The organism is Frigidibacter sp. MR17.24 (assembly GCF_037095655.1).
Lineage (GTDB): Bacteria > Pseudomonadota > Alphaproteobacteria > Rhodobacterales > Rhodobacteraceae > Frigidibacter.
Genome location: NZ_JBAWKE010000002.1, coordinates 313,503 through 338,909 on the forward strand (window position 1 = coordinate 313,503; position 25,407 = coordinate 338,909).

Sequence of the window (25,407 nt, forward strand, 5' to 3'; positions counted from 1 at the left end):
GCTCATCCGCCGCGCTCCGACAGCTGGCGCAGCACGTCCGCCCGCCCCACCGCCGGCGCGGCCCGGGTGAGCGCGGCCTCGCATCCGGCGCGCGCGCCCGCCAGCCTGATCATCAGGTCGCGGCGGCGCGCGGTGATCCAGTCCTCGTGCCGCGCGAGCGCCCGCGGATCGCCGGTGCCCGCCGCGGCCGCGGCGCGGGTCGCCGCCGCGCTGGCGTCGAGCGCCGCGATCTCGCGCTCGACCGCGTCCAGGGTGCCCCGGGCGGCGGCAAGATCGGCCAGCCGGTGGTCGCGCACCATCGCCGACAGCGCCGCCAGTTCCGCCAGGCGCGGATCGCCGGGCCCGGCGCGCCGGCTCATCGCGCGATCCCGCCGCGCTGGCGGGCCTTGCGCCGCATCGCCTCGGCGAAGCGGATCGCGGCGGCGACGGCCCGGTACTGATCGGGGGTGATCTGGCGCCCGATCTCGACCGTGGCATAGAGCGCGCGGGCGGTGGGCGGATCGCGATGGATCGGCACGCCGGCCTCGGCCGCGCGGGCCCGGATCCGCGTCGCGATCTCGTCCACGCCCTTGGCGACGCATTCCGGCGCGCGCCCGGTGCCGCGGCGCCAGCGCAGCGCGACGGCATAATGCTCGGGGTTGACGATGACGACATCGGCCTTGGGCACATCGGCCAGCATCCGGTTGGTCGCGATCTCGCGCCCCCGGGCCTGGCGGCGCGCCTTGACGTGGGGATCGCCCTCGTTCTCCTTCATCTCGTCCATGACCTCCTGCCGGGTCATCGACAGCTTGCGGCGGCGGTCGAAGACCTGCCAGCCAAGGTCGGCGACCCCGATCGCCAGCGCGAGGATCGCGGCATAGATCAGCAGGTCGCGCAGCGTGACCGCCAGAAGCGCGACCACCTGCCCCGGCCCGGTCGCCGTCGCGGCGATGATCCGCTCGAGATCGCGCGAGATCACCCACCAGGCCAGCGCCCCGGTGACCGCCATCTTCACCAGGCTCTTGAGGAACTCGACGATGCCGCTCAGCCCGAACTTGTGCCCCGCATTCGCCAGCGGCGAGATCCGCGACAGCTTCGGCGCGATCCGCGGCGGCGCGAAGGTCAGCCCGCCGGTCACGATCGCGGCGATGAGCCCGAGCGCGAGCGTCGCCAGCAACACCGGCAGGACCGCGCCCAGCGCGGCCAGCACCGCGCCCGCGATCCCGGCGCCCCCAAGGTGCAGCGGGTCGGGTCCGACGATGCCCGGCATCGCCAGCAGCCCCATCAGCGCGGTCCCGGCGCGGCGCGCGATCTCGGCCCCGCCCAGCGCCATCGCCAGCGCGGTCCCCAGAAGCGCGAGCGCCGCCGAGAAATCGGGCGCGCGCAGCGTGTCGCCGCGCGCCCGCGCATCGGCGAGCCGCTTCTCGGTCGGCGGCAGGTTGCGTTCCGCATCCTCGCTCATGGCGGCAGCCCGAACGGATCGACAAGCGCGCCGGCCAGCGCGCCCTGCCAGACCTGCAGCAGATAGGGCGCCGACAGCGCCAGCAGCACCAGCCCCAGCCCCGCCAGCGCCGGCGCGCCGATCAGCATCACCATCAGCTGCGGCATCGCGCGGTTCACCAGGCCCAGCGCGATGTTCACCACCATGCCGGCGATCAGGAACGGCGCCGCGAGCGAGAAGCCAAGGCTCATCGCGCGCGCGACCTGCGCGGTGCCCCAGGCCAGCGCGTCGGGCGCCGCGGGCAGGCCACCCGCCGGAAACACCCGGTAGGACAGCAGGAACAGCTCGACCATGTGCCGCGCGAAGCCCGCCTGCATCAGCAGCGCCAGCGTCGCCGCCAGAAGCAGCTGGCCCGCCGCCGGCAACGGCTCGGGCGCGGCAGCGGGAAACAGCTGCGCGAGCGAGATCGCCTGCGCCATGATCGCGCTCGCGATGTCCAGCGCCGCCACCATCAGCCGCAGGCACAGCCCGATCATCAGGCCGATCACCGGCTCGGTCAGGACGACCGTCGCGGGGGGCGCGGCACTCGGCACCAGCGGGAACAGGATCGCGGTCAGCGCCCCGGCCAACCCCAGCCGCACCCGCGCCGGCACCCTGAGATCCCCAAGCCCCGGCAGCACCGCCAGCGCCGCGCCGGTCCGCAGGAAGATCACCCCCGCCTCGCGCAGCGGCTGCTGCCAGAGCTGGGCGAGCTCCTCTCCGGTCATGCCGGCACCACGCCCAGCAGCGCCGGCCGCGCGTCGAGCCCGATCTCGTCGAAGCACAGCACCGGCGCCGAGACCCCGCGCGCCCCGAGCACGGTGCGCAGGAAGCGCCGGCGCCGGGCCGAGGTGACGACGGCGGGGAAATTGCCCTGCTCGCCCGCCCGCGCCAGCCGGTCGGCGATGTTGCCGGCCAGCCGGTTGAACAGCTCGGGCGGCAGCGCGATGTCCTGCTGTCCACGGTCGCCGTCGATCTGGTAGCGCAGGAAGGTCTCCTCCCATTCCGGGGCCAGCTGCAGCAGGGGCAGCGTGCCGTCGGGGCGGCGCAGCTCCGCCACCAGCTGGAAGCCGATGCGGCGGCGGACATGCTCGCAGACCGCCTCGGGCGTGCCCAGCGACCGCCCCTCGGCAATGGCCTCGAGGATCATCGGCAGGTTGCGGATCGACACCCCTTCCTCGAGCAGCAGCCGCAGCACGCCCAGCAGCAGGTCGATCGGCACCCGGTCGGGGATCAGCTCGTCGAACAGCCGCCGGTTCGCTTCGGCCCGCACCGGGTCCGAGACGCGCGTCAGCTCGTCCAGCAGCCGGCGCAGCGACTTCAGCGTCATCAGCCGGCCGAGGTTGCGCCGGATCGTCTCCAGCAGATGCGTCGCCAGCACCTCGATCGGCGTGACCACGGTCGAGCCGACCAGCACCGCATCCTCCTGCTGGTCCGAAGCGATCCAGCGCGCCGGGGCGCCGAAGACCGGCTCGCGGATGTCCTCGCCCGGCGGCAGAAGCTCGGCATTGCCGGCCACGAGCGCCAGCACCCGGTCGGGGTCAAGCCGGTCCTGCGCCTGCTCCACCCCCTGCACCCGGATCCGGTACTGGCCCGGATCGAGCAGCGCGTCGTCGGTCAGCCGCATTTCCGGCAGCAGCAGGCCATAGGTCCGCGCGACATGGTTGCGCATGTTGGCGACGCGGATGTCGAGACCCGTCGCCGGCTCGAGGATCATCGGGATCAGGCTGCGCGAGAATTCGACATGGATCTCGTCGAGTTCCAGCAGGTCGCCAAGCGGCGCGGGCCGCGCCTCGGGCGCCGGCGGCACCGCGCGCACCGCCGCCGCGCGCGCCTGCGCACGCCGGGTCAGCATCGCGGTCGCGCCCAGCACCGCGGCGGCCAGGACGAAGGGCAGGAACGGCAGCCCCGGCAGAAGCGCGAAGCCGCCAAGCAGCGCCGCAACCGTGCCGAGCGCCCCGGGATAGGCCCCGAGCTGGCGGAAGAATTCCACGTCCGCGGCGCCCTTGGTGCCGCCGCGCGACAGCAGGATCGCCGCGGCGATCGAGATGATCACCGCCGGGATCTGGCTGACGAGCCCGTCGCCGACGGTGAGGATCGCGTAGGTCTGAAGGGCGCGGCCAAGCTCCATCCCGTGCACGAGCGTGCCGACCGTCAGCCCCATCAGCAGGTTGATCGCGGTGATCAGCAGACCCGCCACCGCATCGCCCTTGACGAATTTCGACGCGCCGTCGAGCGAGCCGAAAAAGGTCGTCTCGGCCTGTTCGCGTTCGCGCCGGGCCTTCGCCTCGGCATGGTCGATGGCGCCGGCCGCGAGATCGGCGTCGATCGCCAGCTGCTTGCCGGGCATCGCGTCCAGCGCGAAGCGCGCGCCGACCTCGGCCATCCGGCCCGCACCCTTGGTGATCACGACGAAGTTCACGATCATGATCACGCAGAACACCACGAGGCCAATCGTCAGGGATCCGCCCATGATGAAGTCGGCGAAGGCCTGGATCACGTGGCCGGCGGCGGCGGTGCCGGTGTGGCCGTCGCCGACGATCAGCTTCGTCGACGAGACGTTGAGCGAGAGCCGCAGCATCAGCGAGGCGAGCAGCGCGGTCGGGAACGCCGAGAAGTCCAGCGGCCGCTCGATGAACAGCGTGACGGTGAACATCAGGATCGCGAGCGCGAAGGACAGCGTCAGCCCGATGTCCAGCACCACCGCCGGCACCGGCAGGATCATCATGACGATCACCGCCATCATCGCCAGCGCGAGGAGCACCGTCGGGCGGAAGAGAAGCTGCAGCAGGCCCGTGTTCATGTCCGAGGCTCGCCTTCCAGCCGGATGAAGCGCGGCCCGTCGCCCGGGCCCAGCGGAACCAGCGACGCGGCCCCGGGCTGCCGCTCCGGGCCCGACCCCGCACCGTCGCCGTTGCCGGCGCCGGGACCCGCGTCACGCGCCACCACAGGCGCGGCCGCGGCGCGCAGCAGCACGCCGCGCAGCGCCGCCGTCGCGGGGTCGACGAGCGGCCGCGCGGGCCCGATGCCCCGCCTCGGCGGCTCGGGCGCGGGCAGTGCGGCCAGTTCGACCGGCGCCGGCGCACCGGCAAGCGTGGCCCGCAGGCGATCGAACCGCGCGGCATAGCGACCGGCCAGCGCCGGTGTCCGCGAGTGGTAGGCCCCGGCGGCGCGCGACCAGCTGCCGCTCTCGGCATGCAGGCCGGCCAGGAAATCGGCCGCATAGCGCGCGCCGGCGATCGGGTCGAACATCTGCTCGACCGAGGCGAAGGCCTTGCCGTGCCACAAGTGGTTGATCTGGAAGCAGCCGATATCGAAGCTGCGGGCGCCCCGTGCCCGTTCGCGCGCGACATAGGCCAGCGCGCTCTCACGATCCGGGAACCAGTGGCCGGCGCCCTCCATGTTGACCGTCCAGGGCCAGGCCCGGAAGCTGCCGTCGCTCTTCCGACCGGTTTCGGTCAGGGCGATGGCCCTCAGCACGTCCAGCGGGACACCCGTCTCGCGCGCGGCGGTCGCCGCCGCGCGGTCACACAGGGCTGAGGTCGCCGCCGGATCTGCCGCGGTGGCCGGCGCCGCGGTCGGGGCAAGCACGGCCAGCGCGGCAAGCGCGCGGCCTGCCGGGCGCAGGCGGGATCGCCGCGTGATGATCGCGTGGAAGATGCGCCAAAGCACGGCCATGGCCGTCGCGATCGTCATGGCGCCCCCTCGCCGCCCTCGGTCGCGCCGGTCCGGCGCAGGGCCTCGAGGATCGCATCACGGGTCGCCTGGCTGGCCGCAAGCGTCTCCCGGCTCGCAGCAAGCGTGGGCGCAGGGGGCGGTACCGGCGCCGCCTCAGTCGGGCCGATCCCGGCCTCCGGCGGCTCCTCGATCTGCGGCGCGACGGCGTCATATGGGCCCGCGGGCGCATTTGCCACGCCCGCTTCCCCTTCCGTGCCAGTGCCAAGCGCGCTCATCCCGGCTGCGGGTTGCGCGGCCCGCAACATCTCTGCCCTGTCAGTGAAACCGGCACTCTCGATCCGCGCAGCCACCGTCTCGCGCAGCGGATCCCCGGGACCGAGCGCCTCGACCTCCGGCATTGCCCGGAACGCCGCTTCGAGGAAGGGAACCTCCGAGGCCGTCACGGCGACGGCGGCGACGAGCGCCCGGTCCGCCTCGGGCCGCCGCGCCTCCGGAAGCTCGGCAAGGGCTTGATCATGTTCGGCAAACAGCTCCTCGATCCGGTCCTGCACCGCCAGCGCGCGCATCGCGACCCGCCTCAGCGACAGCCCGAGGTCGGAGCCGCGGTTGGTGAAGGCCTGCGATTGCGCGAGCAAGATGTCGCGCGGATCGATCGGCTGACCGGCGTCCAGCCGCGCCGTCAGCATCTGCAGCTGCGCCTCGGGCGCCATCGGCGTGTCGGTCCGCCCGATCGGGGCGAGACGACGGGCCGCCGCGGCGGCGTTGCCATCCCCGAGGTCGATCCGCGCGGCCAGCATCTCCGCGGCCTGGCCCGGGTCGCCCGGTGCGCGCGCGATCGAGTCGCGGATGACCTGCACCGCATCGGTGTCACCGATCGCGAGGAAGCGCTCGGCCAGCAGCGGGCCGAACTGGCGCCGCAACGCCAGCGGCATGGCGGCGATGCCGCGCAGGACCGCCGCGCGCGGCGCAGCATCGCGCGGATCCCCGGCCGCGGCCAGCGCGATCCACGCGGCCCCGCTGCCGTCGCAGCCGGTCTGCTCGTCCAGCGGACCGGGTCCCGCGGGCAACCCGTCCACCAGGCGGGCCATCTGCCGCAGCACCGCCGCGCGTTCGGTTTCGCGCGGTGCGGCCGGCGGGAACGCCCGCATCAGCTCGAGCGCCTCGGCACCGAAGCCCTGCGCGACGTAAAACCGCGCCAGGTCCAGAACCGCCCCAGGATCGGGGCGGTCGGCATCGCTGACCACCTTTGCGCGCAAGGCGCCCAGCTGCTCCGCGAAGGGTCGGTCGTCGGACCAGGCGGCGACGTCGAAGGTGCTGTCGGGCAGGCAGACCCGCGCCGCGGGCGAGATCTTGCGCGACACCAGGGTGCCCAGCGCGCGATCGACGCTGGTCTCGGCTTCGACCGGCGCGGACCGCTCCGCCTCAGGCGCGCCACGGTCCGGGAGGGCTTCGGGCAAGGCGTCCAGCCCCGGCGGCGGCTCGTTGCTTGGCGGACCGGCCAACTGATTGGGATCGACGGCGATCAGACCCTGCGCGGCCGCGCGGGCCAGCTGGTCGAGGAGGTCGCGTTCGACCCCCATCGCCCGCTCCGCGATGCTGGCCATGGGCGGCGCATCGCCGGCGCGCGCGTCGGGCACCGCAGCGGGCGCCGGCTCGGCGGCGGTTGCGCCCGCCGCTGGCACGGGACCGCGCGGCGAGGGGACAAGGCCGCGCCAGAACACGCCGACATCCGGCAGCGGCGGCAGCTCGGGCCGATACCTCCCGGTGGTCGAGGTGCGCGGCGCCGCGGCGGTTTCGCTCGCCTCCGTCACGCCCGTGGCATCCGACAGGTCGATCACGATCGAGCGGCGATCGTCGGCCAGGAAGCTCTCGGCCGGCGTTCCCGGCGGGGTTCGCAGGTGCAGGCTGCCATCGGGATCCTGCTGCAGGCCGATCAGGCGTTGGCGCGGGATGCGGTCGAAGACACCGTCCGCATCGAACTCCGCCGGCCGGTCGAGCCGCAGCCGGTAGCCGCCCGTCTCGGGCTCGAGTTGCCAGCCGATCGCGCGCGACGGGGTCAGCACCAGGCGCGAAAACCCCGCATGCTCTCCGGACAGGACGCGCACCCGGTCCTGGGCCAGCGCGGGCGCGGCCACCAGCACGCCGATCATCAGCAGCAGCGCCCGGATCATGCCGCGTCCTTCACCGACTTCAGCGCTTCCTCCAGCGCCGAGAAGCTGGGCCGGATGTGGTGCGGCGTGTTCTGGCGTCCGACCTCGATGCAGATATTGGTGGCGTGGCTGTGCAGGTTCGCGACCAGCACCTCGCGGATCAGCTGGTAGAAATGGCCGTCCTCTTCGACCACCGCCTTCACCTTCCCGGCCATCGGGCCGACGAAGCCATAGGCGATGAAGACGCCAAGGAAGGTACCGACCAGCGCGCCGCCGATCATGCCGCCCAGCACCTCCGGCGGCTGGTCGATCGAGCCCATGGTCTTGATCACGCCCAGCACCGCCGCCACGATCCCGAGCGCCGGAAGCCCGTCGGCCATCGACTGCAGCGCATGGCTCGAATGCAGCGCGTGGTGCAGGTTCGCCTCCATGCGCTTGTCCAGCACCTCCTCGACCTGATGCGGATCGTCGTAGTTCATCGAGGCCGAGCGCATCGTGTCGCAGATCAGGTCGACGGCCTCGTGGTCGTGCAGGATCTTCGGGTACTTTCCGAAGATCGACGAGCCATGCGGCGCCTCGATGTGCTCCTCGATCCCGACCGGGTTCTGCCGCGCGAGGCGCAGCAGCTCGAACAGCAGGCACAGCAGGTCGCGGTAGTCCTGCGGCTTCCAGTGCGCGCCCTTGAACACCTTGCCGATGTCCCGGCAGACCTGCTTCACCCCGGCCATGTCGTTCGACAGGATGAAGGCGCCGACGGCCGCCCCGAGGATGGTGAGAAGCTCGTGCGGCGCGGCGTGGATGATCGGTGCCATCGTGCCGCCGGCGATCAGGTAGCCCCCGAACACGGTCACGAAGATCACCACGATGCCGATGATGCCGATCATTCTGAACGCTCCTGGTGAGAGGTAACGGGGGTCATTGCCGCGGCGCGGCCGCGTTGCGTCCCGCGAGGACGACGCTCACGCTGTAGGCCTGCTTGGGGTCCATGGCCGCGAGCACGGCGCCGGCACTTCCCGGGTCCATGCGCCCGAGGAAGCCGGCGGCGAAATCCGGCGTCATCTCCTGGAACAGGAGCGCGGCGTCCTTGGGCTTCATCGCCTGGTACATCGCAGTCAGCCGGCCGACGTCGCTCTCGGCGCCCGAATCCGCCTGCGCGATCGTCTTCGACAGCCGTTCCTCCGCTGCGGCGAGCTCGGCCAGGCGCGCATCGATCTGGCGCCCGGCATCGTCGAGCACCTGCTGCCGCGCCGCCTGCTCGGCCTCGCGCGCGGCGACGCGCGCCTCGCGCTCGCGAAGTTCTGACAGCAGCGCGGTGGCCCCGGCCTGTCCGGCCGCGGCGCCGGCCGCGGCCGGCTGTGCCTCCGCCGGCACCGTCGCCGCCGCGCCACCCGCGGCCCCGGCGGCGCGCGCCAGCATCAGCCCGCCATCCGCAAGCCGCCACAGACCCGAAAGCAGCAGGAGCGAGGCGATCGTCGCCAGGATCACCGGCCGGCGACGACGCTCGCCCGGCTGGCCGCGCCCGCGCTTGTGCCCCGGGACCTGCGCGGCCCGCCGGCCGGTCGGGGGCTTCGCCGGCGCCGCGCCGGCGGTGGTTGTCGGACCCCTCATGCCTCCACCTCCTCCTCCGATCGCTGTCGTGGCTGGCGGCGCAGCCGGCGCCGCACGGGCCCCGGTTCCGGCAGGTCGTGCATCGTGGCGAGGATCAGGTCGAGCCGCTCGGCCACCTCCTCGGCGCGCCGCGTCCGCCCCTCGAGCGCAGAGGCCGAATCGGAGGCCGTCCCGCGGGCCCGCTCGAGCGCGCGGGTCATCTCGTCGACCTGGACCGACAGCACGGCGATGGCGCCCCCCATCCCGCTTTCGAGGCGCGCGAAGCTGGCAAGCCGGCGCGACAGGACGAGACAGTAGATTCCGGCCGACAAAGCCCCGGCGGCCAACAGGAAATCGGCGATCAGCTGCAATGGCACCTCCTATGTCAGGACGAATTCGGTGATCAGAAGGTCCTGCACCCGGCCCTCGCCGGTCACGACCTGCACCCGGCGCAGCATCTGCGCCCTCAGCCGCACCAGCGCGGACGGATCCTCGAGATCATGGGCGTCCACCGCGCGCAGATAGCCGTTCAGCACGTCGAGGATCCGTGGCATCAGGTGCTCGACCTCTTCGCGGTAGGCGGCGCCGACCTCGACCTGCGCGGTGAAACGCAGATGGCGCCGGCTTTCGGGCCCCACCGACACGATCAGCTGGGTCAGCGGCACGAAATCCGTGCCCGGCATCGCCTCGACCGTCGGCTCCTCGGCCGCGTGCTCCTCGCCCGCGGGGGCAAGGATCATCCCGGAGAACACCGCGAAGAACCCGCCGCCCCCGAGAACGACCGCCAGCACCGCGCCGAGGATCAGCGGCAGCTTGGATTTCTTCTTGGGCGTCTCATCCGCCTCCTCGGCGGCCTTGGCATCCGACATCACCAGACTCCGTCATCGCTGAGGCTGGTCTACCGGGTTGTCACTAACCGATTCTTAAGCGCGATCCGCGAGTCATCGGGAAGGCAGCGGGCAGAAGCCCCGGGGGAATCGCGTCTTGCAGAACATCGTGGCGGCTTGGGAAGACATGGACGGCAGGCGTCGCGGGATGCTGGCCGGCGTGGCATTGACAGTGATCATAGCGCTCGCGCTGCTGACGCGGCTGGCGATGGCGCCACCGGCGCTCGGCCTGCTCTATGCAGGGCTGGACGGCCAGGCGGCGGCGGGGCTGCTCGCCGCGCTCGACCAGCGCGGCGTGACCTACGACGTGCGCGGCGACGCGATCTGGGTCCCGCAGGACCGCCGTGACGCGCTGCGGCTCGAACTGGCCGGAGAGGGGCTGCCCGCGACCGGCGGCAGCGGGTACGAGCTGCTCGACGGCCTGTCGGGGTTCGGGACCACCGCGCAGATGTTCGATGCCGCCTACTGGCGCGCCAAGGAGGGCGAACTGGCGCGCACGATCGTGGCCGGTCGCACCTTCACGGTCGCGCGGGTGCACATCGCCGTACCGCCGGCGCAGCCCTTCCGAACGCCCGACCGCCCGACCGCGGCGGTGACGGTGACGCCCTCGGGCGGCGCGCTGACGGCCGAGCAGGCCCGCGCCCTGCGCCACCTCATCGCCGCGGCCGTCACCGGCATGAGCCCGCGCGACGTCTCCGTGATCGACGCCGCCACAGGGGCCGTGCTCGAGGAGACCGACGAGGGTTCGCCCCGCGCCGTGGCCGATCGCGAGGGGGAACTGCGCCAGTCCGTGCTGCGTCTGCTCGAGGCGCGGGTCGGCACCGGCCGCGCGCGGGTCGAGATCGCGATCGAGGCACAGACCGAGCGCGAGGCGATCACCGAGCGCCGGCTTGATCCGCAGGGGCGCGTCGCGATCTCGAGCGAAACCCAGGACCGGAGCGAGAATTCCAACGACACCGCGCCCGCGGCGACCACCGTGGCGTCGAACCTGCCCGCAGGCCAGGCCCAGAACGGCGGCACCTCGCAGAGCACGACCAGCGAGACGCGCGAACGCACGAATTTCGACGTGTCGGAAACCAAGCGCGAACTGCTGCGTCAGCCCGGCGCGATCCGGCGGATGACCGTGGCCGTGCTGGTCGACGGCGTGACCAGCATCGCGGCCGACGGGACGCGTAGCTGGCAGGCCCGCACCGATCCCGAGCTGCAGCAGCTGCGCGATCTCGTTGCCTCGGCCGTCGGCTTCGACGAGAGCCGCGGCGACGTGATCACCCTGCAGTCGCTGGCCTTCGAACCGGTGGCGGAGGGCGGCAGCCTGGCCGAGAGCGGCGGGCTGCTCTCGGGCCTCGATCCGACCCAGGTGATCGTCGCGGGCCTGCTCTCGGCGGTGGTGCTGGTGCTGGCGCTGTTCGTGCTGCGTCCGATGCTGGTCAGCGGGGCGGCGGGCGGACAGGCGGCTCTGGCCGGCGGACGCACCGAGGGCGGCCTGATCGGCGAGATCGCCGAGGGCGAGCTCGGGTCGCAGGACATGACCCTTGTCCGTGACGCGGGCGACGACGGCTTCGCCCTCGGCTTCGGCGGCTTTGCTGGCGACGGGCCCGAGGGCGAGGAGCCGGTGGCACGGCTGCGCCGCCTGATCGGCGAGCGGAAGGTCGAGGCGGCGCAGATCCTGCGCGGCTGGATGGAAGAGCGTGACGAGGAGAAGGCGTGATGAGCCGCAGGCTGGAGCTGCAATCCTTCGAAGCCGCCGAGACGGCCCCTCCCGACTTCGATGCGCGTTTCGCGCTCGAGATCGAGGAGGCGCGGCTGGCGGGATATGAACAGGGCTACACGGCCGGTTGGGAGGACGCGGTGGCCGCCCAGGACCGGGAGCTGGAGTCGCTGCGCGGCGACCTCGGGCGCAACCTGCGCGAGCTGTCGTTCAGCTACCAGCAGGCGCGCAGCCACGTGCTGCAATCGCTGGAGCCGCTGCTGGTGGACATGGTGGCCAAGGTGCTGCCGACACTCGCGCGCGAGGCGCTCGGCCCGATGGTCATCGAGACGCTGCGCCCGATGGCCGAGGCGATGGCGGCCGGACCGGTCGAGATCACGCTGAACCCGGCATCGCGCGCGACGGTCGAGACGCTGCTCGACCGCGAGGAGGCGCCGCCGTTCCGGATCAGGGAGGAGCCGACGCTGGGCGAGGGGCAGGCCTACCTTCGGCTTGGCACCAACGAGCGGCAGATCGACCTTGATGGCACCGTGGCCGCGATCGGCGCGGCGGTCAGCGCCTTCTTCCGCCCTGAGCGCCGGGAGGATGGCACATGAGCGACGTGACCGGCGTGGCCGGAAGCCCCCTCACCCAGATCCCGATCGAGATCGTGATCTCCGTCGGCCATGCCCGGCCGCTCTTGCGCGACCTGCTGCGCCTGCAACCCGATGCGGTGCTGCCCCTCGACCGCCGCATCGACGACCCGGTCGAGCTGTTCGTCGGCGACCGGCTGATCGCCCGCGGCGAGCTGACCGAGCTGGAGGGTGACCGGGCCGGCCAGCTCGCGGTGCGGCTGACCGAAGTGGTCGACCTGCAGGACGGGATCTGACCCATGCCCCCTCGCCTGGCGATGCGGCGCGGGCGCGCGACCCCTGTCCCGGACGCCACGCGGTCGAGGGCCTGGCACGAGGAGGATCGCGCGCGCACCACGGCCGCCGACGCGATCCGCGATGGCAGGGAGGCTGAGCGAACCCTGCCACGCGCGGCGCGCGCCGGCGGGACAGCGCCGCAAGCCGCGGCAGGGCTGCACTCCGCCGCGGGGCCGAACCCGGACAGCCCGCGGTCGCCGTCCCTCGCGGCACGGGCCCGGCGCCGCCGCCCCGTGAGCGGGGATCGGCAGCCCGCCCGCGACACGGCGCGATCGGCGCGGGCCACGATCGCCGGCCTGGCCTGCCTCGCCGTCGCGCTGACCTGCGCCGCGCCGGTCTTCGGGCAGCAGGCCGATCCAGGCTTCACCCTGCCGGCGGATGTCGGCGGGCTGCTGTCGGACCGGGTGACGCTGACGGTGGTGCTGTTCGGCCTGCTGGGGATCGCGCCCGGCCTGCTGATCATGCTGACCTGCTTCCCGCTGGTCGTCACCGTGCTCAGCATCCTGCGCCAGGGGATCGGCCTGCCGCAGTCGCCGCCCAACATGCTGATCATCTCGCTCGCGCTGTTCCTGACCTGGTTCGTGATGGACCCGGTCTTCACCGAGGCCTGGACCCGCGCGGGCGCGCCGCTGCTGTCCGGGGATATCTCGCCGGCGGAGGCGCTTGCCCGCGGGATCGAGCCGTTCCGCGGCTTCATGGAACACCGGGTGCCACCAGACGAGATCGCGGCCCTCGCGGCGCTGCGCCCAGTGCCGCCGGGCGCCGCCCCGATCGCACCCGGGGCCGATCCGCCGCTCTCGGTGCTGATCCCGGCCTTCATGCTGTCCGAGGTGCAGCGCGCCTTCCAGATCGGCTTCCTGATGCTGCTGCCGTTCCTGATCATCGACCTCGTGGTCTCGGCCATCCTGATGTCGATGGGTATGATGATGGTGCCGCCCGCGGTCGTCTCGCTGCCCTTCAAGCTTGCGTTCTTCGTGGTCGCCGACGGCTGGACGCTGGTCGCGGGCGCGCTGGTGCGCAGCTACGGATGACCGCGCGCCGGGCGCGGCCGCGCGGCCGGATGCCCGGGCAAGGCGAAAGGTCAGGCGACAGCGCATCCGCGGCCCGGGCCCGACATCGCGTCTTGACGCCGCGCCCGAAGCTGCGAGGCTTCCCGACCGCAACAGGGGGGACGCCGATGAGCGAGATCTATGCCATGCGCGCCGAGGAGCCGGGCGGCCCCGAGGTGCTTCGCCGCGTCGCCATCGACCGGCCGGTGCCGGGCCCGGGCGAGCTGCTGATCCGCCACACCGCGATCGGCCTGAACTTCATCGACGTCTATTTCCGCACCGGGACCTACCCCTGGCCGCCCGGACCGGGGCTGGTGACCGGATCGGAAGGCGCGGGCGTGGTCGAAGCGATCGGCCCCGGCGTCACCGGGATCGAACCCGGCCAGCGCATCGCCTACACCGTGCCGAACGGCGCCTATGCGACGCACCGGATCCTACCCGCGGCGATGGCCGTGCCGCTGCCCGACGACATTCCCGACCGGATCGCGGCCGCGGTGATGCTCAAGGGGCTGACCGCGCATTACCTGATCCACCACTCCTATCCGGCGCAGCCCGGCGAGACGGTGCTGGTGCACGCCGCGGCCGGCGGCGTCGGTCTGATCGCCGGGCAATGGCTGGCCCTGCGCGGCGTCCGGGCGATCGGCACCGCCGGCGGGCCGGAGAAATGCGCGCTCGCCGCCGCGCACGGCTATGCCGAGACGATCGACTACAAGGCCACGGATTTCGCGGCCGAGGTCACGCGCCTGACCGGCGGCACCGGTGTCGCGGCGGTCTACGACAGCATCGGCGCCGACACGGTGCTGCGCTCGCTCGACTGCCTCGCCACCTTCGGCACGCTGGTGATGTTCGGCCAGTCCTCGGGCGCGCCCGATCAGTTCCGGATCTCGCACCTGGCGCGCGGCTCGCTGCGGCTGACCCGCCCGACGCTGTTCCACCACGCCGCCCGCCGGGATTGGCTGCTCGAGGCCAGCGCCGAGATGTTCGCGCTGATCCGCTCCGGCGGCCTGAAGATCCGCATCGACCGCGACCTGCCGCTCGCCGAGGTCGCGCAGGCGCACCGGCTGCTGGAAAGCCGGCAGACCACCGGGTCGAGCGTGCTGATTCCCTGACGATCGCGCCAGGCCCGCCGCCCTGCCCCCGCGCCGGCCCCGGCCCGGGACCCGCCGTTAGGGATTGCGGCGGTCCCGCCGCTTTCTGCCGCATCAGGTGGCGGTCGCCCGCCCGAACCATGACCGAAACATGGCCTTTCCCGAGGGCCCCGGTTTGATAACGGCTCGCTAAGCACGCTCCCGTACCCCCGTTCGCAGAGGCACAAGGGGGCACCAGATGTCAGCGACCAACGCACTGCAGCCGATCATCATCAAGCGCAAGAAGGTCTCGGGCGGGGGCGGCCACCACGGCGGCGCCTGGAAGGTCGCCTATGCCGATTTCGTCACGGCGATGATGGCCTTCTTCCTGCTGATGTGGCTGCTCAACGCCACGACCGAGCAGCAGCGCAAGGGACTTGCCGACTTCTTCAACCCCTCGATCCCGATGAACCGCATCTCGGCCGGCGGCGACGGTCCGGTCGGCGGCGACAGCGTCTTCACCGAGGACACGCTGTCGAAATCGGGCACCGGGGCGGTACAGATCTACGCGGCCCAGGCCGACAAGGCCGCCGGCGACACCGCGATGGCCCGGGACACCGGCCCCGAGGCGAAAAGCTTCGCCGCCCTTGCCGAGAAGCTCACCGCCCGCGGCGGCGAGTCGATGGTCAGCGAACAGCTCGCCCGGCACATCATCACCCGCGTCACCGACGAGGGGCTGATCGTGGAATTCTTCGACACGCCCGGCGAGCCGCTGTTCGACGAGGCCTCGGAGCCGACGCAGATCACCAGGGCGCTGGCCGGCGTCGCGGCCCGGGTCTTCGGCCTTGTCGGCAACCCGGTCGCGGTCCAGGGCTTCACCGCCGCCGCCCCCGAGGTGCTGCGCCGCGATCCGAGCTGGGACGTCTCGACCGGACGGGCGCAGGTGATGCGCAAGATCGTCTCCGAGGCGGGGCTGGACGCGCGCCGCTTCCAGCGGGTCACCGGCTTCGCCGACCGCCAGCCGGTGGCCAACCAGAACCCGATGTCGCCGCGCAACAACCGGATCGAGCTGATCCTGCTGCGCTCGGGCCAGGCCTGACCGCCCCGCGCCCGGTCTTCCGCAATTCGCGCGGTTTGCCGGGGGCGGATTAGGGCTTCGCTAACTTCGCCCCCGCAATGTGGTCGCGTTCCAACCAGAGGCCCAACCGATGTCGATCTCCTCTTCGCTGAATGCCGCCGTATCGGGATTGAACGCGAATGCCACCAAGCTCGCGACGATCTCCGACAACATCGCGAACAGCAGCACCTTCGGCTACAAGCGCGCCGAGGCCGAGTTCAACAGCCTCGTCCTCAGCGGCCTGTCCGGTGCGGGCGCCTATTTCGCAGGCGGCGTGCGCCCGATGTCGGCCCGCTCGATCGAGACGCAGGGCGCGCTCGTCGCCACCTCGAACGCGCTGGACATCGCGATCGCGGGCCGTGGCATGCTGCCGGTGACCACCTACAGCGCGCTGTCGAACACGACGAGCGAGCCGATGATGATGACCACGACCGGGTCGTTCCACACCGATGCGCAGGGGATCCTGCGCACCGATTCCGGCCTCGTGCTGCTCGGCTGGGCCGCGAATGCCGACGGCACGATCCCGAACTACCCGCGCGGGACCCAGACCGGGCTGGTGCCGATCGTCATCAACACCAACCAGACGGCGGGCGATCCGACCACGCAGATGACGCTCGCGGTCAACCTGCCCGCGACCGAGACCGAGGCGGGGTCGAGCGGCGACACGCTGCCGATGTCGACCGAGTATTTCGGCAACCTCGGAACCTCGGAAACGATCGAGATCGAGTTCACGCCGACCGTTCCCGCCACGGGATCGAGCAACGAGTGGACGATGCGGATGTACGATTCGGCCGCGGGCGGCGCGCTGATGGGCGAATATGTGCTGACCTTCGACTCCACCCGCGCGTCGGGCGGGACCTTGGCCTCCGTGACGGTGATCTCGGGCGGGGCCTACGACCCGGCGACCGGCCAGCTGGACATGACCGTGGCCGGCGGCCCGCTGACCGTGACGATCGGCCGGATCGGCGACACCAACGGGCTGACCCAGCTTTCCGACAGCTTCTCGCCGACGCAGATCACCAAGGACGGGTCTCCGGTCGGCAACCTCACCGATGTCGAGATCGACGAGAACGGCTTCCTGACCGCGACCTACGACACGGGCTTCACGCGGCGGATCTACCAGGTGCCGCTGGTCGACGTCCCGAACCCGAACGGCCTGCGGGCACTCAACAACCAGACCTTCCAGGTCTCGCCGGATTCGGGTTCGTTCACGCTGTGGGATGCCGGTGACGGCCCCACCGGCGAGGTGGTCGGCTATGCCCGCGAGGGTTCGACCACCGATGTCGCGGCAGAGCTGACATCGCTGATCCAGACCCAGCGCGCCTACTCGTCGAATGCCAAGGTCATCCAGACCGTCGACGAGATGCTGCAAGAAACCACCAACATCAAACGTTGATCGGAGCTGATAGATGAGCCTCGGCGCAGCCCTTGCCAATGCGGTCACCGGCCTGACGGCGAATTCGCGCGCCGCCGAGGTCATCTCGAACAACGTCTCGAACGCGCTGACGCCGGGCTATGCCCGGCGCGAGCTGCAGATCTCCACCCGCAGCGTCGGCGGCGCGACCGCCGGCGTGAAGATCGACGGCATCGAGCGGCTTCAGAACAAGCTGACGCTGGCCGCGCTGCGCAGTTCGACCGCCGCCGCCGCGGGCGCCGAGGTGATCTCGACCTTCTACGAAAAGATGGAGAGCGCCTTCGGCCTGCCGGGCGATGCCAATTCGCTCTCGGGCCGGTACGATGCCTTCGACGCGGCCCTCGTCGCGGCGATGAACGATCCGGCGAGCGAGGCCTACATGCGCACGCTGGCCGACGCGGCCGGTGATCTCGCGCTTGGCTTCAAGACCCTGGCGGACGGCATTCAGGCGGAACGCCTGGCCGCCGATCGCCAGATCGCCACGCAGGTCGGCCAGCTGAACGAGGCGCTGGTCAACATCGCCGACCTGAACAAGCAGATCCAGGAGATGCGCCTGCGCAGCGACGACATCAGCGCCCTGCTCGACCAGCGCCAGCTGCAGATCGACCGGGTCGCGTCGATCGTCCCGATCCGCGAGATCGAACGCCAGAACGGCATGGTCGCGCTCTACACCACCGCAGGCGGCGTGCTGCTGGACGGAACCCCGGTCGAGATCGAATTCTCCCCGGTCGGGGTGATGGTCGCCGACACCACCCTCGCCTCCGGCGCGCTGTCGGGTCTCAGCATCGACGGGCGCTCGATCTCGGTGACGGGTCGCGGTCTCTACCGCGGCGGATCGCTGGAAAAGCTGTTCCAGCTGCGCGACCAGGACGCCCCGGCGCTGCAGTCGCAACTCGACGCGCTCGCCCGGGACCTTGTCGAGCGCTTCCAGGATCCGACCCTCGACACCACGCTGACGGCCGGCCAGGCGGGCCTGTTCACGGACGGGACCGGGGCCTTCAGCGCGACCGACGAGATCGGCCTGTCGTCGCGGCTGCGCCTGAACAGCCTTGTCGATCCCTCCGCCGGGGGCGAGCTCTGGCGCCTGCGCGACGGGCTCGGCGCGACCGCGGCGGGGGCGCCGGGCAACAGCACCCTGCTCGAGGCGCTGACCGACCGGCTGCGCGAAGTGCGCCTGCCCGCCTCGGGCGATTTCCTCACCGCCCAGAAATCCGCCGCGGAGCTTGCGGCGGAGCTGCTGTCGCAGGTGTCGCAGGAGCGGCTGAGCGCCGAGGACCGGACCGCGGCAAGCAATGTGCGGCAATCGATCGCCGAGCAGGCCCTTGCCCGCGATGGCGTCGATACCGACCAGGAAATGCAGACCCTGCTGACCGTGCAGCAGGCCTATGCCGCCAATGCAAGGGTCATCCAGGCTCTCGAAGAGCTGTTCGACCGACTGATGGAGATCTGACATGGCCTTTGCCTCGATCGGCGACCTCGCCCGCAACCTGCAGTTCCGCATGAACAATACCGAGCTGCGAGAGCGGCTCGCCGCCGCCTCGACCGAGATGACGACGGGTCGGCGCAGCGACGTTGCCGCAGCACTTGGCGGCGACTTCGTGCTGCTCGCCGGGATCGAACGCAGCGAGAGGCTGAGCGCGGTCTACCTCCGCTCGGCCGTTGTCGTTGCCGCCGATGCCACGACCGTGCAGTCGAGCCTCGAGGTCCTGACGACCTTCGCCACGCCCTTCGGCAGCACGCTCGCCGCGACCGCCGAGCTTGGCATGCCGAGCGACGTGCGCACCCAGACCGGCATCGCTCGCGAAAATCTCGAAGCGGCATTCTCGGCCCTCAACGTGCGCGGCAGCGGGGGCTACCTTCTGTCGGGACAGAACAGCGACGTGCCGCCAATGACCGACCCCGAGCTGATGCTCGACCAGCTGCGCGCGGCGACCGCCGGGCTGACCTCGGCCAGCGATATCGCCGCCGCGGTCGACGACTGGTTCGCCGCGCCTGCCGGCGCCGGCGGTTTCGTCGATTTCTACCAAGGCGACGCCGGCCCCGTGGCACGTCATCGCATCGGCGAGGTCGAGACGGTTTCGCTGGACATCACCGCGATCGATCCCGCGATCCGGACGATCCTCGGCGGCCTCGCCATCGCCAGCCTCGCCGGCGACATGTTCGGCACCGATGCGATCAAGTCCGCCGCCCTGCTGGGCGAGGGGGCTGACCGCCTGGTCGGATCCTCCGATGCGATCGAAGCCGTCCGCAGCCGGCTCGGCCGGACCGAACAGATCATCGAGGATGTGACGGTGCGCACCCACGCCTCTCTGACGACGTCCTCGCTGCTGCGTGAAAAGCTGATCGGCATCGACACGGCCGATGCCGCCACGGACGTGCTGGCCGTTCAGAACCAGCTCGAGGCACTTTACACGCTGACCGCGCGCGTGCAGCAGATGAAGCTCGTGAACTTCCTGTGACCCGTCGCCTCGGCCCATTGCTTGCGCTTGTCGCGCTCCTGCTGACGGTCCTGCAGCCGGCCCCGCTGGCCGCGGCGCCGATCCGCATCAAGGACCTTGTCGAAATCGACGGTGTCCGCGGCAACGACCTTGTCGGCTACGGGCTGATCGTCGGGCTGAACGGCACGGGGGACGGCCTGCGCAATGCGCCGTTCACGGAAGAGATCATGGCCAGCATCCTCGAGCGCCTCGGGGTCAACGTGGCCGGCGAACAGTTCCGCCCCCGCAACGTGGCGGCGGTCATGGTCACCGCGGCACTGCCGGCCTTCGCCCGGGCGGGCGGCCGCATCGACGTGACTGTCTCGGCGATCGGCGATGCGACCAGCCTTCTGGGCGGGACCCTGGTCATGACCCCGCTGAACGCGGCCGACGGGCAGATCTATGCCGTCGCCCAAGGCACGGTGCTGGCGGGGGGCGCCTCGGCCCAGGGCGCTGCGGCCTCGGTCGTCCAGGGCGTGCCCACCTCGGGCACGATCCCGGCCGGGGCGCGCGTCGAACGCGAGGTGGATTTCGAACTGTCGCAATTGTCGCGCGTCCGGCTCGCGCTACGCGATCCCGACTTCACCACCGCCGACCGTATCGCCGACGAGATCAACCGCGAATTCGGGCGGGGCGTCGCCGAGATGACGGATCCGGGGACGGTCGCGATGAACATTTCGGCCGCGGGTTCCGGCAGCCCCGCACAGGTGCTGTCCCGCGTCGAGGGCCTGACGATCGAGCCGGAAACCCGCGCCCGCGTCGTCATCGACCAGCGTTCGGGCACGATCGTGATGGGTGCCGACGTTCGCGTCAGCCGTGTCGCCGTCAGCCAGGGGAACCTGACGCTGCGGGTCGAAGAAGCGCCGATCGTCGTCCAGCCGAATCCCTTCGCAGAGGGGGAGACCGTCGTGGTCCCGCGCAGCGCCGCCGACGTGACCGAAGAGCCCGGCATCCGCATGGCCGAGATCTCGGACAGCAATTCCCTGACCGATGTCGTCGCCGGGCTAAACGCCCTCGGGGTCAGTCCCCGCGACATGATCGATATCCTCAAGACCATCCACGCGGCCGGGGCGCTTCATGCGGAGTTCATCGTGAACTGATCCGACGCCCCCCAAGACCCTGCGGACAAAAGGCCGCTGCACACGCGCCCGGGATGAGCGCCGCCGCTGCGATTTGGGTCGAGGCGACGAGGTGGGTCGAGGCCGGGGAGCGAACGGGGGCGTGGATCTGAGCCCTTCCGGCCGGCCATGGGGCGGGGCGATCTACCATCGGTCGACATCGTCGGTCGCAACTCGTGGCGAAGAGTTATCGGTGCGTCAACCCGAGGACGAACTCGGACATGCGCCACCGGAGGGTGCTCGCCGGAGATATGCTCCGCAGGTGATGCGCCACGCCCGGGGCACTCATCGGCAACAGACTCGCGTGACGGGCGCCGGCCTGCGCCGTCCAGGCCCCACGGGCCCTCCATTTTCACCGGGCTTCAGCACCGGTCGTGAGGGGAGGACGGCATTCCCGCACGCAGAGCGCGACGCCGATTGCAGCAGGATCGCGGGCACCGGCCCCAAGAGACGGCCGTGTCGGGTGGGCGTTGTTGCACTTATCGGTGATATGGATTCATGTCGTGGATCCCGAACGTTAACTTCGAGCCATGCCAACGTCTTCTTCTCCCCGCTACGGCACGAAGAACTGGTCTGACGATCGAGCCATCGCGGCGCCATCGGTCCGAGCCCGATGGCGAGGGCAGCGCTGCGACGCCGCGGTCTCTCTCGATCTGATTCGACCCCGAGATGGCCTGGCTCGCAGCGAAAGCTGGCATGCGAGGTCATCCTAAAACCTTTTCCGACGGCGAGATCGAGACCTGCCTCAAGCTGCAGTTATTGCTCGGCCTACCGCTACGGCAGACGGTTGGGCTGGTGGCCAGCCTGATCGAGATGGCGGGGCTGGACTGGCCCGTGCCGGATTATTCCCCCCTTTGCCGACGTCAGGCACGGATTGCGGTGCGGATCCCCTACCGCCGCTCGGACGGCCCCGTGACTCTGCTGGTAGACAGCATTGGTATCATGTCCGCGGTGATGGCGAGTGGCAGGCTCACAAGCATGATGCGTCGCGCCGCAGGGCGCGCCCTGTTTTGCCACTGGTTCGAGAAACCATGGCGTGCGGCGCAAGGTCCATATCGCCATGGACGCTCAGACCGGCGATGTTCGGACCGTCGAATTCACGTCCAGCCGACAAGGCGACAGCCCGCTGCGGCCCAATCTTCCGGCGCAACTTCCCGAGGATGAAGAGACCGGCTCGGTCACGGCCCACGGCGCCCATGACACCAGACGATGTCATGGCGCGATCGTTGGACGGGGAGCCAACGCGTTCGGGCATGTCGTCGGAGGACCCATGGCGGTCATGCCCGCACTCCCGATCCGCAAGAACGGCCTGCCCGGGGACAAGAGGACTGCCCGGCCGCCCGTGCCTGAGCCGGCATCCTGCACGAAACACGACGCTTGGGACGAGCCAATTGGAAGCGGTCGGTCGGCTACCACGTCCGAAGTCGGGTCGAGGCGCGGATGAATTGCCTTGAGTCCTTCGGCGAGCGCATCGCCTCGCGCGCCCCGGATCGGCAGACCGCAGAGATCCAGATCCGCAGCGCAATCATGAACAGATACAACACCCTCGGCACCGTCGAGATCATCGCCGTGGGCTGAACACAGAGCCGGAAAGGGACCTATCGGGCGTCAGCCCATTAGCGCAACAACGCCCTTCCCGTCCAACAACGACGACCTCGCCGCCGGCGCGGTGACGGAGGGGCTGCGACACACCCTGTCGGTCCCCGACGCGCTAGGCCGGTCAGCGTCGACGACGTCGGGATCGCGCGCAGCATCACCCCCGCGCTGACCGCCATCGCCCCCCCGGCACGGGATCGGCCGCCGCGCGATGCGGATGCTGCTGGACGGGACCGCGGCTTCGGCCGGGTCCCGCGCGAGACGACGCGCGGATCGCAGCCGACCGGGGCGCCGACGACACCCGTCGCAAGCCCTCCCCGACCACGGGCACGACAAACCGCCACAGGGCCCCGATGGGATCCTGGTTTCTTTTGATCTGCAATGGGTTGTGCGGGAGATTTACATGGTCGGAGCGAGAGGATTCGAACCTCCGACCCCCTGCTCCCGAAGCAGGTGCGCTACCAGGCTGCGCTACGCTCCGACCGTGTGGCGGCGGGATACCGATTCCCCGGGGGCTTGGCAAGGGCCATTTCCGCCCTTTCCGGGATCAGTGCCAATTCAGCGCGCGGCGCAGCACGCTGGGACGCGGCGCAAGCGTCTGCGCCCGCCCGTCGGCGCCCATGACCGGCTGCAGCGAGCCCGGGCGCGAGCGCTCGCGCAGCACGATGTAGATGCCCGAGCCGATGATCACCGCGGCCCCCAGCAGGGTGAAGCGGTCGGGCGTCTCGCCGAACAGCAGGAAGCCGTAGGCGGTGGCCCAGATGATCTGGCTGTACTGCATCGGCGCGACGATCACCGCCTCGCCGGTGGAATAGGCGCGGATCTGCAGGAAGGCGCCGACCAGCCCCATGCAGGCCACGATCGCCCACAGCCCCAGGTGGCCGATCGGCACCGGGACGTAGACGAACGGCATCACGCAGGCCATGGCGATGAAGTTGCCCAGCAGCGGGAACAGCAGCAGCACCACCGGCCGCTCGTCGCGGGCGATCTTGCGCACCGTCACCGCGGCAAGCGACGCCGTCAGCGCCGAGACGATCCCGGCCAGGTGCCCGAGCCCCAGCTGGGTGTCGCCGCCGGGGCGCAGCACGATCAGCACCCCCGCAAGGCCGACGATCACCGCCGCCCAGCGCCGGGCATGGACCTTCTCGCCCAGGATCGGCACCGAGAACACCGTGACCAGCAGCGGCGTCGCGAACAGCAGCGCGTAGGTCTGCGCCAGCGGCAGCACCGAGAAGGCATAGAAGGCCGACGTCCCGGTGATGACGGCGCAGCCGGTGCGCAGCCCTGTCCACCACGGGTGCACCGGGCGCAGGTTGCCCCCCGAGCGGTCGCGCACGAGGATCAGCGTCACCAGCGGAAAGCTCAAGAGCGCCGCGAAGAACACGATCTGGAAGGCGGTGTAATGCGCCCCCAGCGTCTTGATGATCACGTCGTGGGTCGCATAGACGCCCATCGCCGCCAGCGCGTAGCCCGCGCCCTGAACGTTGTTCTTGCCGGTGTCTTCCATGGGGGCTCCGCCGCGTGCGGTGGTCGGGAGGTGGGGAGAGGGCTGGGATCGGCCCGCCCCCAAGGTAGCGGACCCCCGCGCGAGGTCCAGAGCGAACCGCGCCGCGCAGGCACGCCCCTCGCGTGGCGGTCAGTTCACCGCGCCGGCGCGGAAGGCGGTCCAGGGTCCCGAGGTGCCGACGACCTCGTATCCCTCCAGCCTGTCGCGCAGCTCGGCCAGGGTCTCGTCGCTGCAAAAGCCCCAGACCGGGCTGCCAAGCTTGCCGTCCGCCCGCGCCCGCTCGAGATCGCGCGCCCCGGTGATCGAGATCACCGGCTGGCCCGCGCTCGCGAAGGCCGAGAGCGCGGCGAAGTTCATCGTCGCCTCGCCGCCGTAGTACCGGCAGAACAGCAGCGTGTCCCCGGGCGCCACGCGGGTGCCGAGTTCGCGCGCGAGCGCGTCGCGCGCGAGCTTATCGGGTTCGGGCTGGTTGACCTCGAGTGTGGCGACCCCGGTCATCGCGACCGCCCCGGCGCCAAGCAGCGCGGGCAGCAGCGGCAGCCGGATCGCGCGCACCAGCCCCACCGACAGCGCGGTCGCGAGGAAGGGTAGCACCATCAGCAGATAGCGCGAATAGGTGTCGCCGTCGGCGAAGGTCATTCCCAGCAGGAAGATCAGCGTCCAGGCCGCGATCACCACAGATTCGGCGCGGCGGTGCCACAGCGGCATCGTCAGCGCCGCCGCCAGCGCCGGGAACCACAGCACCGCGCTGTCCTCGATCATCCAGTCGACCCAGGACACCCAGTTGCCGACGGTGTCGTCGTCGACCGTCGGCACGAAGCGCTCGGCCATTTCCGTCACCACGCTGGTACGGAAGGCGCCAAAGCCGTGCTGCAGGGCCTGGAACACCGGCCAGGCCAGCACCAGCGCCACCGCGATGCGGCGCGCGCGGCGCCGCAGCGGCCGCCGCTCGGCGGCCCGCAGCGGCACCTCGGGCTCGACCCGCCAGATCCGCAGCGCGGCAAGCGTCGCGAACAGCAGCGGCAGCCCGACCGGGGCCTTCTGCAACGCCCCGAGGAACACGCCCGCGACCGCGATCCAGATCAGCCGCGGCCGGCGCACCGCCAGCGCGACGCCCAGACCCGTGACCAGCGTGAACAGCGCCGCCCCCGCGTCCAGCATCGCCGCCGTCGCCTGCGACCAGACCATGGGCGAGGCCGCGAGCAGCAGCACCGCCGTCGCCGCCGCGGTGGCACGGCCGCGCCCCGGCCCGGCCACGACCGCCGCCAGCGCCCCCGTCGCCGCCAGAAGCGTCAGCCCGAAGCCCATCGCCACCAGCCGCATCGCCAGAATCTCGTCGATCCCCGTAAGGATCAGCCCCGCCCCGGCCCAGTACTGCAGCGGCGGCTTGCGAAAGCTTGGCTCGTGGTTGGACCAAACGCTCGACCAGTGGCCGCCGCGGGCCGCCGCCAGCGTGCGGTCGAGCGTGTGGTACTCGTCGTACTGGTTCAGCCCGGCGCGATCCAGCTGCGGCAGGAAATGCCCCGCCAGCAGCACCACGGCCGCCAGGGCGAGCAGCAGCGCGAGTGCTGAAGCGGGCCGTGTCAGGCGGTTCATTTCGGACCTCTCCGGAAACGTCAGGGGCGGCGCATGACGCCGCCCGAGTGGGTGAATTCGCGCGCAGGACGCCGCCGGGGCGGCGTCGG

At 71.3% G+C, this 25,407-nt stretch carries 22 protein-coding genes, 1 tRNA gene and 1 pseudogene; 11 read left to right on the plus strand and 13 right to left on the minus strand.

The genetic code is table 11. The features are described 5' to 3' along the window. Positions 1 to 2: 2 nt before the first annotated feature. From V8J39_RS08720 to V8J39_RS08765, 10 genes are read right to left on the minus strand one after another with little or no spacing between them, the layout of a single operon-like run. Positions 3 to 359, minus strand: a complete 357-nt coding sequence (locus tag V8J39_RS08720; protein ID WP_336460502.1) for a hypothetical protein — start codon at positions 357 to 359, stop codon at positions 3 to 5. Further along, complete coding sequence (locus V8J39_RS08725; protein ID WP_336460503.1) at positions 356 to 1,441, minus strand: EscU/YscU/HrcU family type III secretion system export apparatus switch protein; 1,086 nt, start codon at positions 1,439 to 1,441, stop codon at positions 356 to 358. Before V8J39_RS08725 ends, V8J39_RS08720 begins: the two co-directional genes overlap by 4 nt. Beyond that, positions 1,438 to 2,187, minus strand: coding sequence for a flagellar biosynthetic protein FliR (locus V8J39_RS08730; protein WP_336460504.1), 750 nt, complete (start codon positions 2,185 to 2,187; stop codon positions 1,438 to 1,440). Before V8J39_RS08730 ends, V8J39_RS08725 begins: the two co-directional genes overlap by 4 nt. Next, on the minus strand, positions 2,184 to 4,262 hold the full coding sequence (locus V8J39_RS08735) for a flagellar biosynthesis protein FlhA (protein WP_336460505.1): 2,079 nt from the start codon (positions 4,260 to 4,262) through the stop codon (positions 2,184 to 2,186). Before V8J39_RS08735 ends, V8J39_RS08730 begins: the two co-directional genes overlap by 4 nt. Beyond that, positions 4,259 to 5,155 (minus strand): lytic transglycosylase domain-containing protein, encoded by an 897-nt coding sequence (locus tag V8J39_RS08740; protein WP_336460506.1) that lies wholly within the window; start codon positions 5,153 to 5,155, stop codon positions 4,259 to 4,261. The genes V8J39_RS08735 and V8J39_RS08740 overlap by 4 nt, the downstream gene beginning before the upstream one ends. Continuing rightward, a complete protein-coding gene (locus V8J39_RS08745) occupies positions 5,152 to 7,308 on the minus strand; it encodes a hypothetical protein (protein WP_336460507.1) in 2,157 nt (718 codons plus the stop codon). Before V8J39_RS08745 ends, V8J39_RS08740 begins: the two co-directional genes overlap by 4 nt. After that, a complete protein-coding gene (gene motA, locus V8J39_RS08750) occupies positions 7,305 to 8,171 on the minus strand; it encodes a flagellar motor stator protein MotA (RefSeq protein ID WP_336460508.1) in 867 nt (288 codons plus the stop codon). Before motA ends, V8J39_RS08745 begins: the two co-directional genes overlap by 4 nt. Positions 8,172 to 8,202: 31 nt before the next feature. Then, a complete protein-coding gene (locus V8J39_RS08755) occupies positions 8,203 to 8,895 on the minus strand; it encodes a MotE family protein (RefSeq protein ID WP_336460509.1) in 693 nt (230 codons plus the stop codon). After that, the gene (locus V8J39_RS08760; RefSeq protein WP_336460510.1) at positions 8,892 to 9,245 is read right to left on the minus strand and encodes a DUF6468 domain-containing protein; all 354 of its coding nucleotides are present in this window, start codon (positions 9,243 to 9,245) and stop codon (positions 8,892 to 8,894) included. Before V8J39_RS08760 ends, V8J39_RS08755 begins: the two co-directional genes overlap by 4 nt. Before the next feature lie 9 nt (positions 9,246 to 9,254). Continuing rightward, on the minus strand, positions 9,255 to 9,743 hold the full coding sequence (locus tag V8J39_RS08765; protein WP_336460511.1) for a flagellar basal body-associated FliL family protein: 489 nt from the start codon (positions 9,741 to 9,743) through the stop codon (positions 9,255 to 9,257). 145 nt (positions 9,744 to 9,888) lie between these two features. Between V8J39_RS08765 and fliF the strand changes: the two genes are divergently transcribed. The 11 genes and pseudogenes from fliF to V8J39_RS08820 all read left to right on the plus strand — a co-directional run bounded on the left by fliF (position 9,889) and on the right by V8J39_RS08820 (position 22,197). Next, positions 9,889 to 11,469: a flagellar basal-body MS-ring/collar protein FliF gene (fliF, locus tag V8J39_RS08770; protein WP_336461182.1), complete on the plus strand. Its 1,581-nt coding sequence runs from the start codon at positions 9,889 to 9,891 to the stop codon at positions 11,467 to 11,469. Then, the gene (locus tag V8J39_RS08775; protein WP_336460512.1) at positions 11,469 to 12,065 is read left to right on the plus strand and encodes a FliH/SctL family protein; all 597 of its coding nucleotides are present in this window, start codon (positions 11,469 to 11,471) and stop codon (positions 12,063 to 12,065) included. Before fliF ends, V8J39_RS08775 begins: the two co-directional genes overlap by 1 nt. Then, positions 12,062 to 12,337, plus strand: a complete 276-nt coding sequence (locus V8J39_RS08780) for a FliM/FliN family flagellar motor switch protein (protein WP_336460513.1) — start codon at positions 12,062 to 12,064, stop codon at positions 12,335 to 12,337. The genes V8J39_RS08775 and V8J39_RS08780 overlap by 4 nt, the downstream gene beginning before the upstream one ends. Before the next feature lie 357 nt (positions 12,338 to 12,694). After that, the gene (gene fliP, locus V8J39_RS08785; protein WP_442902587.1) at positions 12,695 to 13,408 is read left to right on the plus strand and encodes a flagellar type III secretion system pore protein FliP; all 714 of its coding nucleotides are present in this window, start codon (positions 12,695 to 12,697) and stop codon (positions 13,406 to 13,408) included. 146 nt (positions 13,409 to 13,554) lie between these two features. Continuing rightward, entirely contained in the window at positions 13,555 to 14,535 is a 981-nt protein-coding gene (locus tag V8J39_RS08790) for a quinone oxidoreductase family protein (RefSeq protein ID WP_336460515.1), read from the plus strand. Positions 14,536 to 14,752: 217 nt separating this feature from the next. Next, entirely contained in the window at positions 14,753 to 15,592 is an 840-nt protein-coding gene (locus tag V8J39_RS08795) for a flagellar motor protein MotB (RefSeq protein ID WP_336460516.1), read from the plus strand. Positions 15,593 to 15,701: 109 nt separating this feature from the next. Beyond that, positions 15,702 to 17,006, plus strand: coding sequence for a flagellar hook protein FlgE (locus V8J39_RS08800; RefSeq protein ID WP_336460517.1), 1,305 nt, complete (start codon positions 15,702 to 15,704; stop codon positions 17,004 to 17,006). Positions 17,007 to 17,019: 13 nt separating this feature from the next. After that, positions 17,020 to 18,474, plus strand: coding sequence for a flagellar hook-associated protein FlgK (flgK, locus tag V8J39_RS08805; protein WP_336460518.1), 1,455 nt, complete (start codon positions 17,020 to 17,022; stop codon positions 18,472 to 18,474). A 1-nt stretch (position 18,475) separates the two neighbouring features. Continuing rightward, positions 18,476 to 19,483 (plus strand): flagellin, encoded by a 1,008-nt coding sequence (locus V8J39_RS08810; RefSeq protein WP_336460519.1) that lies wholly within the window; start codon positions 18,476 to 18,478, stop codon positions 19,481 to 19,483. Positions 19,484 to 19,500: 17 nt separating this feature from the next. After that, on the plus strand, positions 19,501 to 20,601 hold the full coding sequence (locus V8J39_RS08815) for a flagellar basal body P-ring protein FlgI (RefSeq protein WP_442902588.1): 1,101 nt from the start codon (positions 19,501 to 19,503) through the stop codon (positions 20,599 to 20,601). A 548-nt stretch (positions 20,602 to 21,149) separates the two neighbouring features. After that, positions 21,150 to 22,197, plus strand: a pseudogene (locus tag V8J39_RS08820) (IS5 family transposase). Positions 22,198 to 22,619: 422 nt separating this feature from the next. Here V8J39_RS08820 and V8J39_RS08825 read toward each other — a convergent pair. From V8J39_RS08825 to V8J39_RS08835, 3 genes are all read right to left on the minus strand, one after another. Next, a tRNA-Pro gene (locus tag V8J39_RS08825) sits at positions 22,620 to 22,696 on the minus strand. Between the two features lie 66 nt (positions 22,697 to 22,762). Further along, the gene (locus V8J39_RS08830) at positions 22,763 to 23,722 is read right to left on the minus strand and encodes a DMT family transporter (RefSeq protein ID WP_336460520.1); all 960 of its coding nucleotides are present in this window, start codon (positions 23,720 to 23,722) and stop codon (positions 22,763 to 22,765) included. A 129-nt stretch (positions 23,723 to 23,851) separates the two neighbouring features. Further along, complete coding sequence (locus V8J39_RS08835) at positions 23,852 to 25,318, minus strand: ArnT family glycosyltransferase (protein WP_336460521.1); 1,467 nt, start codon at positions 25,316 to 25,318, stop codon at positions 23,852 to 23,854. Positions 25,319 to 25,407 lie beyond the last annotated feature (89 nt).

Bases quoted from the DNA above. Each gene is read 5' to 3' on its own strand.
- V8J39_RS08720 (WP_336460502.1), bottom strand. From the start codon at position 359: ATGAGCCGGCGCGCCGGGCCCGGCGATCCGCGCCTGGCGGAACTGGCG.
- V8J39_RS08725 (WP_336460503.1), bottom strand. From the start codon at position 1,441: ATGAGCGAGGATGCGGAACGCAACCTGCCGCCGACCGAGAAGCGGCTC.
- V8J39_RS08730 (WP_336460504.1), bottom strand. From the start codon at position 2,187: ATGACCGGAGAGGAGCTCGCCCAGCTCTGGCAGCAGCCGCTGCGCGAG.
- V8J39_RS08735 (WP_336460505.1), bottom strand. From the start codon at position 4,262: ATGAACACGGGCCTGCTGCAGCTTCTCTTCCGCCCGACGGTGCTCCTC.
- V8J39_RS08740 (WP_336460506.1), bottom strand. From the start codon at position 5,155: ATGACGATCGCGACGGCCATGGCCGTGCTTTGGCGCATCTTCCACGCG.
- V8J39_RS08745 (WP_336460507.1), bottom strand. From the start codon at position 7,308: ATGATCCGGGCGCTGCTGCTGATGATCGGCGTGCTGGTGGCCGCGCCC.
- motA (WP_336460508.1), bottom strand. From the start codon at position 8,171: ATGATCGGCATCATCGGCATCGTGGTGATCTTCGTGACCGTGTTCGGG.
- V8J39_RS08755 (WP_336460509.1), bottom strand. From the start codon at position 8,895: ATGAGGGGTCCGACAACCACCGCCGGCGCGGCGCCGGCGAAGCCCCCG.
- V8J39_RS08765 (WP_336460511.1), bottom strand. From the start codon at position 9,743: ATGTCGGATGCCAAGGCCGCCGAGGAGGCGGATGAGACGCCCAAGAAG.
- fliF (WP_336461182.1), top strand. From the start codon at position 9,889: ATGGACGGCAGGCGTCGCGGGATGCTGGCCGGCGTGGCATTGACAGTG.
- V8J39_RS08775 (WP_336460512.1), top strand. From the start codon at position 11,469: ATGAGCCGCAGGCTGGAGCTGCAATCCTTCGAAGCCGCCGAGACGGCC.
- V8J39_RS08780 (WP_336460513.1), top strand. From the start codon at position 12,062: ATGAGCGACGTGACCGGCGTGGCCGGAAGCCCCCTCACCCAGATCCCG.
- V8J39_RS08790 (WP_336460515.1), top strand. From the start codon at position 13,555: ATGAGCGAGATCTATGCCATGCGCGCCGAGGAGCCGGGCGGCCCCGAG.
- V8J39_RS08795 (WP_336460516.1), top strand. From the start codon at position 14,753: ATGTCAGCGACCAACGCACTGCAGCCGATCATCATCAAGCGCAAGAAG.
- V8J39_RS08800 (WP_336460517.1), top strand. From the start codon at position 15,702: ATGTCGATCTCCTCTTCGCTGAATGCCGCCGTATCGGGATTGAACGCG.
- flgK (WP_336460518.1), top strand. From the start codon at position 17,020: ATGAGCCTCGGCGCAGCCCTTGCCAATGCGGTCACCGGCCTGACGGCG.
- V8J39_RS08810 (WP_336460519.1), top strand. From the start codon at position 18,476: ATGGCCTTTGCCTCGATCGGCGACCTCGCCCGCAACCTGCAGTTCCGC.
- V8J39_RS08830 (WP_336460520.1), bottom strand. From the start codon at position 23,722: ATGGAAGACACCGGCAAGAACAACGTTCAGGGCGCGGGCTACGCGCTG.
- V8J39_RS08835 (WP_336460521.1), bottom strand. From the start codon at position 25,318: ATGAACCGCCTGACACGGCCCGCTTCAGCACTCGCGCTGCTGCTCGCC.